An 8,588-nucleotide genomic window follows, 5' to 3' on the forward strand; every position below is an offset into this window, starting at 1 on the left:
TCAGCTTTCGGCGATCGCCGCGGATCGAGCGCCCCTTATTCGACAGTTTTTGGGATTTTATAGCAACGAGCGCTCATGTGTTTACAGTTGGGTGAGGCGGACAAACCTCGGAACCCTGATTCCCAGGTCATTTCAATTCCCTACACCCTACACCCTACACCCTACACCCTGCGCGCAGCGCTATAGGATGTCCGAACGGTTCCTCGGGTTGCCATCAACCCCAGTTCGGATCGAAACCCGGTTTTCGACACACCCCACTTGTGACAATCTTAATTCAAGATATTGACAAATCGGAGAAATCCCAAAACGTTGTTGAGGGGATTCAGACCGCCGAGCACCGCGCCGAGATTCTCCCGAAAGGCGGCGCCGCCGGACCGGTTCACCATGATGACATCGTTATTTCGCAGGACGGGATTGTTGGCGTCGTTGACGTCCCCCGAGAGGTCGATCGCGATCGTGCGCCGGGAAACCGTCCCGTTGGGGGCGATCCGGATCAACTCCATCTCATCTTTGTCGGCCCCCCCCTGGAGTCCTCCCGCCGCGAGCACCGCCTGATTGAAGGAACTGTTGGGCGGCAGGGTGATCGTCCCCGGTTTCAGGACTTCCCCCACCACGCTGACCTGAATTTGACCCGGGGCAAAACTGGCCGTCGCCGCGTCCGAGGGCAGTTCGGCGTCGAGCGATCGCGCCTCGGGGACGGCGATCGTATCCCCCTGTTGCAGGGCGATATCCTGTTCGAGATCCCCCTCCCGCAACAGTTTCCACAGGTCAACCGTGATGGTCTGTTCGGTCCCGGTGCGGCTGATGCGGCGCACTTCGACGGCGCGGATGTCGGCCTCCGGAGTGATCCCCCCCGCCGCCTGGATCGCCCGGGTGACGGTGAACACGCCCACCGTCTCCGGCAGGGGAAGCGCTCCGCGCCCCGCCGTTTCGCCCGCCGCCGCCTCAACTTGTTCGACGCTGAGGACGTGGGTACCCGGCCGATTCACCTCCCCCACCACGGCCACGTTGATGGGTTTGTCGGCGGTGCTGGCAAAGTTGGCGCTCGACATCTGGCGGCTTTCGGCGCGATCGAGTTCCGTCACCGTGGGGATAAAAATGCTGTCGCCGTCCCGCAGGGGGACATCCTGGCGCAGGTCGCCTGTTTGCAGCAGGGCCCACAAATCGATGTTGATAACAGTTTCTCGGTTGTCGCCCGCCGCGCGGCGGATCTTGACCTGGCGGATGTCGGCCAGGGAGGTGACGCCCCCCGCCATCTGCAACACCCGCGTCACCGTGGGGAGTTTTCTGCCGCCGTCCGGACCGGTTTGGCCTCCGGCGTCGGGGGACATCATGTAGGCGCCCGGACTCCGCACCTCCCCGGCGATCGCCACTTGGATGGGGCGGGTTTCCAACAATTTCAGGGTGATCAGGGGGCGCTGCAAATATTCGCCGTAGGCCCGGGAAAGGGCTTCGGTGGCCTGGTTGACGGTCATCCCCCGCACCGAGATCGCGCCGACTAAGGGCAGGTTGAGGGTGCCATCGACGGACACCTCGTGGCGCCCGTTTTCGCCGCTGTATTCGGGGACGTTGAAAATATCGATCTGAATGCGATCGCCCGCACCCAATATATATTCTTCGGATACCGGCGGCGGGCTGGCGGGTTGGGGGACCGGCGGCGGCGGGGGCGGCAGAAATTGGGCCGGGGCGGGTTCGCTTCCGATCGAAAGGATCGCGATCGCAGTTCCGAAACCGATGCGGAGTTGGCCGCCGGGGAAAATTCGAGGGGAAAATTTACAAAATTCAAGCATTCGTCGATTGATTTGAACCGTCCAAACGTAAAATGGCGCAGACTGCACCCGTCACCTGCTCCTCATAGTCCGCGAAGGAAATTAAAAAATGAACCAATTCGATGTCGATGTTTTAGTGGTGGGTGGCGGCACCGGGGGCACCGCCGCGGCGCTGCAAGCGGCCCGTCGCGGAGCCAATACTATTTTAGTCACCGAATTTCCCTGGTTGGGGGGGATGTTGACCTCTGCCGGCGTTTCCGCGCCGGACGGGAACGAATTGCTCCCCTTTCAAACGGGATTGTGGGGGGCGTTTTTGCGGGAGGTGCGGCGGCGGCATCCGGCGGGTTTGGATTGGGGATGGGTGAGTTTTTTCAACCACGACCCCCGCATCGGGGCGGCGATCTGGGCGGACTGGGTGCGGCGGGAAGCGAACCTGCGCTGGATTTGGGGTGACGAGCCTTTGAAGGTGTTGCGGACCGGCGATCGCATCTCGGGAGTCGAGTTTGCCGATTTTGTCGTCACCGCCCAAATTATTATCGACGGCACGGAATTGGGGGACATTTTGGCCTTGGGCGAAGTACCCCACCGCTGGGGTTGGGAGTTTCGGAGTCGGTGGGACGAACCGAGCGCCCCCCCGGAACCGAATTCGCTCACCCAGAATTATCCGGTGCAAGATCCGACTTGGGTGGTGCTGCTGCGGGACTTCGGGGAGGGGAGATCCGCCCCGGAAATCCCCCCGCCGCCGGGGGTGGATTTGACCCGATTTGAGGGGGCTTGGGACGGATACACGCCGGAACAGTTTCTCAATTACGGCCGGTTGCCGAATGATTTGATCATGCTCAACTGGCCCCACCGGGGCAACGATTACGGGGTGGGGTGCGATCGCGCGATCGCTTCTGGGGGCCTGCGAGAGGCGTTCTGGCGGGAGAGTTTGCTGCACGCTTGGGGGTTCGCCCACGTCGTCCAACGGGGCTTGGGGAGGCGCTACGGCCTCGCTGAGGGCATTTTTCCCCACGCCTTCCGGGGGTGGAAGGTGAGTTTGGGGTTGGATGAAGGGCAGCTCGGGGCCTTCGCCCTCCACCCCTACTATCGGGAAAGCCGCCGCCTGCGCGGGGTGCGGACGGTGACGGAATGGGATATTTTGCCCATTTCGGGGGGGCGGGTGGCCGCGCTTCCCGTGGACGCTTCGGGCAGTTGTGAGGCGATCGCGATCGGGAATTATCCTAACGACCACCACTATACCGGCGGACTCCTGCCGGTGAAGTTGAAATTGCTGCCCTGGGGCGGACGCCCGACGGGGACGCCCTTCGCGATCCCCTACGGGGCGCTGATTCCGGAGGGGGTGGACGGGTTGCTGGCGGCGGACAAAAATCTGTCGGTTTCCCACGTCGCCAACGGCGCGACCCGCCTGCAACCGGTCGTTTTGGGGATCGGACAGGCGGCGGGGATGGCGGCGGCTTTGTGTGTGGAGAGGGGGATCTCTCCTCGGATGCTTCCGGTGCGATCGCTGCAAGAGGCGCTGTTGGCCGATCCGGAGGCCCCGGCGGCTCTCGTGCCTTTGTTCAATGTGACCCCCGATTGTCCGGATTGGCTGCGGTGGCAGCGCTATTACTTGGAATGCCCGCAGGCTTACCCGGCGGGGGGGGAGGTTCCGGGGTTGGTATCCCCCGAGATCCAATTGGGGCCGGGGTGCGGGCGCTTTCGGGGTACGTTTCACCGCCGCGGGGAACAGGACTATACCCTCGCCCCGTCCGAACCGGAGTCTCTAAAAGGCCAGGTGTGGGCGATCGTCACCCTGCACCCCCGGGTTGACCGGCAGTTACAAAACTTATCAAACGGAACCTCCGTGACGGTTTGGGGGCGATCGAACGGGGCGGGGCGCTGGCTGTTGGCGGAGGCGATCGACTCGGCGGGGTGACAGATGGATGGGGGGGGTCGCGACAAAATTTTATCGAATTATCCTGATGGGACGGGCAAAGATTTGAATCAAGAAATGGACGCTTTAATACGGACATTTCTATGAAAATCAAAACCACTTTTGCTCTGTCTATTTTGTTGTTGTTTGGGGTTGGTGCTCCGGTGAAAACGCTGGCACAAACGCCGACGGCGGGGCTGCCGGAAATGACGACCAATCAATATATGATGTCGGCGCAAACCACCCACCACGGCTCTCAAAAGCCCTGGAGTGGGTCGCCCCGACGGGGATTTAAAGATGATGTCAACTCTCCTTTGAATTCCGGTTCTATCGTCCCCCATCGCGGTAGCGGTCGCCTAGACGATTAGCCGTTGCCGTAGCGATCGCCGACGGGCGGATGATGGTTCCGGTTTGACAAGATCTCCTCAGTCGCATTGATTTTGAATCGGAAAAAACGGGCGATCGCTCGGCGGCGATCGCGGCTCTTCTCGGCTATTCTTTTGGTACGGAAATCACAACATTGCCGATCGGGCTGATGTGGCCTGAGTGTCGGACATCTCAACAGATATTGTGGATGTCGGGCACTTTTGTATATATAATAGTGCCATGCCAACCCACCTCAATTGGGAAACCCTGAGTGCCAAGGGTGCAACGAGACAACCATTCCCGATGGACGGATGCACGCGCCAGTGCTGTAATCTAATGGGTTTCGCTTGGGAAGATCGCTCCCACGCCAACGCCTCACTAGCCTCAGGGATAGAAACTGGCGTGTGTCGATTGACCAATTGCGGGGTCTGAGGGTCAAAATATCCATGATTCAGAACGGGGGATGATACCATTCCTCCAACATTATGCAAGTTCAGGGATTGTCATGAGAAAAGATACCGATCTGATCAAAAGCCTTAGCCCGAGCGCAATGGATCAGATCATGCTTTATTTGGCGTTCAGCGCCATGAGAACTAGCGGGCACAGACACGGGGCGTTTTTAGATGCCGCCGCCACGGCGGCCAAATGTGCAATCTACACGACTTATATGGAGCAGGGCCAAAATCTGCGGATGACGGGCCACCTCCACCACATCGAACCCAAACGGGTGAAGGTGATCGTCGAGGAAGTGCGGCAGGCTTTGACGGAAGGCAAACTGTTGAAGATGTTGGGTTCTCAGGAACCTCGCTATCTGATCCAGTTTCCCTACGTCTGGTTGGAGCAGTATCCTTGGCAACCCGGACGCCAGAGAATTCCGGGGAACAGTCTGACACCCGACGAAAAGCGGGTGATCGAGAGCCGCCTGCCCAAGCATTTGCCGGACGCCCAACTGATCAATTCGTTTCAATTTTTGGAGTTGATCGAATTTCTGCACCGGCGATCGCAGGAAGATGTGGAGGCGAACCGGCGGATGCCGCTGAGTGAAGCCTTGGCTGAACACATCAAGCGACGCCTGATCTATTCCGGGACCGTCACCAAAATCGATTCTCCCTGGGGGATGCCGTTCTACGCCCTCACCCGGGCTTCCTATTCCCCCGAAGATCAGGAGGAACGCACCTATATCATGGTGGAGGACACGGCCCGGTATTTCCGTCTGATGAGAGATTGGGCCGAGCGACAGCCCCGGGTGATGCGGGTTTTGGAAGAGTTGGACGTCCCGCCGGAGCGGATCGACGCGGCTTTGGAAGAGCTCGACGAGATTATCCGCCAGTGGGCCGACCGATACCATGAGGCCGGGGGGAGGCCGATGGTCCTGCAAATGGTGTTCGGACCTCAAGAAGAAGCACAATAGCGGGTTCGCCCCGTACAAACGGGAGGCGATCCCGGGGGAGTCAGACGTAGTTTGGCTCCCTTAACAATTAACAATTAACAATTAATAATTAATAATTAATAATTAATAATTAATAATTGACAATTAATAATTTTATCCAATTCGGTTGATTGCCCATACTGATGGAAGCTCGGGTTGGTGACTCGGGTTGGACGGCAGTTTATATCAAATCCGGTCAAAGACTCGGACATCTAGAGGGCTGGAGGGAAAGAGGAAAACCCTACACCCTACACCCTACACCCTACACCCGACTCAAAAAGTTTGCCGGGTAAATAACCGGATCTGATATTACCTTTCCGATGGAATCTGAAATCTGAAATTTTTTGCCCGGGACGCGGCGGGGTCTCGATTCTCGGTAAATTTACGGTTTTGGGGCGATCGCCCGCCGCCATCATCCGCCGTTTTTGGGTTGTATAAAACTTGACTTTAATGAAAGGGGCGGTGGCAGGTGGTTCGGCGGTGCGGGTTTCAGAGGTTCTCGACTCCGGGCGATCGCAGCCGTTTTCAATGGGGTCAAAATGTCCGACCAGACCCCCAATTCAAAAGGGATTCGAGCCGGGGACGTGCTATTTTTTTTATTTTTTAAGGCCGATGATTCGCCGATGTTTTATAATATTAAGATAATCTATAGCAATGGGAAATGCTGACGAAAAAGATCGGCGGTGAACCCCCCAATTCTGGGGGCTTTGAGCCGAGGGAATTTTGACGAATCATTTCACACTGCTATAAAAGGCCGGTTCCGAGGTCAGGGGACGGGCGATCGACTCCGGTCGGGAACCGATACTCCCAACTCAAGTTCAGGTGAATTTGAGGGTGAGTTGACGGCAGCAGAATCGAACCATTTTCCCGCAGAGGTCAAATGATATGGTGCATTCCTTGTCTCACGTCAGTATCAACTTATACATTCTCACCGGCCCGGGTCATCGCACCCTACTCGAACAGTTGGTCGTCGAATGTCCCTGCCGTTGCGGGCGCCAGATGCAGATCGAAGGACCCGTGCGGGTTGACCCGATGCCGGAAGGGTATACCCGGGTCGTCTTCGCCCTCGGATTTGGGAAAGAACTCTCCCCCGAAGCCCGGAGCGACGAAATTTGTGAATACGCCTGGCGGGTGGTGCGAAAATTCATCGATCGCCTCGGCGTCGGCATGGCCTGGCGGCTGAGTGTCGATAACCGCCCAATCGTCGCCCGGGACGAATTCGGGCGATTTTCCTCCCCGGAGGCGGCGCGATCGCCGCATTCCCCCCACCCCGGGGATGGGGGCTGGCGGGTGCGGAAAGAAAAAGCCGAGCAGCACTTCAATTTTTGAAGAATTTATCAATTCGAGAAATAACGGTATTTTTAACGCTCATCACGGGGTAGGATGTAACGATGTGAAAGATATGGCAAAACCGACCATCCATGACCCACGACCGGATAGCCGAACAGCTTCTGGAGCTGGCAGTGAGAGCCGGAGCGGAAGTGGCGGAGGTCTTTCGATCGACCTCTCGGGCTCGGCCCCTCTTCTTTGAAGCCAACCGGCTCAAACAAATTGAACGGATCGACTCCGAAGGCATCGCCCTGCGATTGTGGCGGGACGGCCGGCCGGGTTTGGCCGTCGCCTATGGTACGGTCGCCCCCCAGAAATTGGTCGATCGCGCGATCGCCCTGAGTGCCCTCAACGAACCGGAAACCGTCGAACTGGCGGCGGACACCTCCAAAAACGACTATCCGGCGATCGGAGATCCCGTGGAAGTCGAACAACTGATGGCCTGGGGAAAGGAGGCGACCACCCGCATCCGAGACGTTTACCCGGACATTATCTGTTCGGGGGAGTGGGACTGCGAAGTGGAATCGACCCGCCTGCTCAATTCCCGGGGCCTCGATTGCAGCCACACCGACACGACCCTGAGCGGTTATCTGGAAACCGAGTGGGTGCGGGGGGACGATTTTCTCTACATTTCCGACGGCCAGACCCAGCGGGGGAGCCTCGACCCGGAACTGCTGGCCGACCGCATCCTCCGGCGTCTGGAATGGGCCCGGGAAAGTGCCCCCTCCCCCGTCGGGCGGGTGCCGATCATTTTCACGGCTAAGGCGGCGGATATGTTGTGGGGGACGGTTTCCGCGGCCCTCAACGGCAAACAGGTTTTGGAGGGGGCGTCCCCGTGGAGCGATCGCCTCGGCACCGCTGTGGTGTCGGACGCCCTCACGCTGTCCCAGGAACCCGAGCAGGGCCCGTTTAGCTGTCCGTTTGACGATGAAGGCATTCCCACCCGCCCCATCGTGTTCATCCAGGATGGGGTTTTGAAATTGTTTTACACCGACCTGACCACGGGGCGGATGCTGGGCAGCGGGACGACGGGGAACGGATTTCGGGCGAATTTGAACAGTTACCCCACGCCGGGATTATTTAACTTACTCGTCAAACCCGGAAAGGGCTCGATTCACGATTTGATCCGAAATGTCGATCGCGGTTTGCTCGTCGATCAGATGTTGGGCTCTGTCGCGGGAATTACGGGGGAATTTTCCGTCAACATCGACCTCGGCTATCGGGTTGAAAAGGGGGAGGTGGTGGGCCGGGTCAAAAATACGATGGTCGCCGGCAACGTTTATACGGCCCTCAAACAGGTGTTGGAGGTCGGGGGGGATGCGGACTGGAACGGTTCCTGTTACACGCCGTCTCTGACGGTAGAGGGGCTGTCTGTGACGGGGCGGAAGGCGTAGGGTATAGGGTGTGGGGAGAAGAGAGAAAAGAGAAGTGAGGAGGGAGAACAATTGCTCTGTCCTCTTCAAGGTCATTTCGGTTCCCTATTGCCGATTGCCTGTTGCCTATTCCCCTCGATGGGGCGCTATAGCTGCGCTATAGTAGTCGCCATGACGGTTAGGACTGATCTGCCAATTTGAGACCCGCCTTGAAATGAATTTCAAGGCTAATAGCAAAAGTCCACGCAAACGTGGACTCGGTTCAATTGACAAACTCCCCGCGAAGACAGCGACGGGGATTCTGGGGTCAAACAGTAAATGCAGGCTGAACCTGACTGACTTTACCTCGCCCACAGGTTGATGCCCCAACCTGTTTGATATTGATGGCGGCGTTTTCGTCACGGTCG

Annotated in this window: 6 protein-coding genes; 5 read left to right on the top strand and 1 reads right to left on the bottom strand. The window is 58.4% G+C overall.

The annotated features are described in order from the left end of the window. Positions 1–269: 269 nt before the first annotated feature. Positions 270–1,790: an SLBB domain-containing protein gene (locus LKE08_RS07320; RefSeq protein WP_324703552.1), complete on the bottom strand. Its 1,521-nt coding sequence runs from the start codon at positions 1,788–1,790 to the stop codon at positions 270–272. Positions 1,791–1,878: 88 nt separating this feature from the next. Between LKE08_RS07320 and LKE08_RS07325 the strand changes: the two genes are divergently transcribed. The 5 genes from LKE08_RS07325 (at position 1,879) to LKE08_RS07345 (ending at position 8,202) form a co-directional block, all read left to right on the top strand. Beyond that, on the top strand, positions 1,879–3,687 hold the full coding sequence (locus tag LKE08_RS07325; protein ID WP_324703553.1) for an FAD-dependent oxidoreductase: 1,809 nt from the start codon (positions 1,879–1,881) through the stop codon (positions 3,685–3,687). A gap of 161 nt (positions 3,688–3,848) precedes the next feature. After that, the gene (locus LKE08_RS07330) at positions 3,849–4,052 is read left to right on the top strand and encodes a hypothetical protein (protein ID WP_324703554.1); all 204 of its coding nucleotides are present in this window, start codon (positions 3,849–3,851) and stop codon (positions 4,050–4,052) included. A 503-nt stretch (positions 4,053–4,555) separates the two neighbouring features. Beyond that, the gene (gene hetR, locus LKE08_RS07335; RefSeq protein ID WP_324703555.1) at positions 4,556–5,461 is read left to right on the top strand and encodes a heterocyst differentiation master regulator HetR; all 906 of its coding nucleotides are present in this window, start codon (positions 4,556–4,558) and stop codon (positions 5,459–5,461) included. Positions 5,462–6,364: 903 nt separating this feature from the next. Next, entirely contained in the window at positions 6,365–6,808 is a 444-nt protein-coding gene (locus LKE08_RS07340) for a hypothetical protein (protein ID WP_324703556.1), read from the top strand. A 92-nt stretch (positions 6,809–6,900) separates the two neighbouring features. Continuing rightward, positions 6,901–8,202 carry a TldD/PmbA family protein gene (locus LKE08_RS07345; protein WP_324703557.1) on the top strand — a complete coding sequence of 434 codons (1,302 nt, stop codon included), beginning with the start codon at positions 6,901–6,903 and terminating at the stop codon, positions 8,200–8,202. Positions 8,203–8,588 lie beyond the last annotated feature (386 nt).

Origin of the sequence: Lyngbya sp. CCY1209 (genome assembly GCF_035615495.1) — a bacterium.
In the GTDB taxonomy this organism is placed as follows: Bacteria; Cyanobacteriota; Cyanobacteriia; order Cyanobacteriales; family Microcoleaceae; genus Limnospira.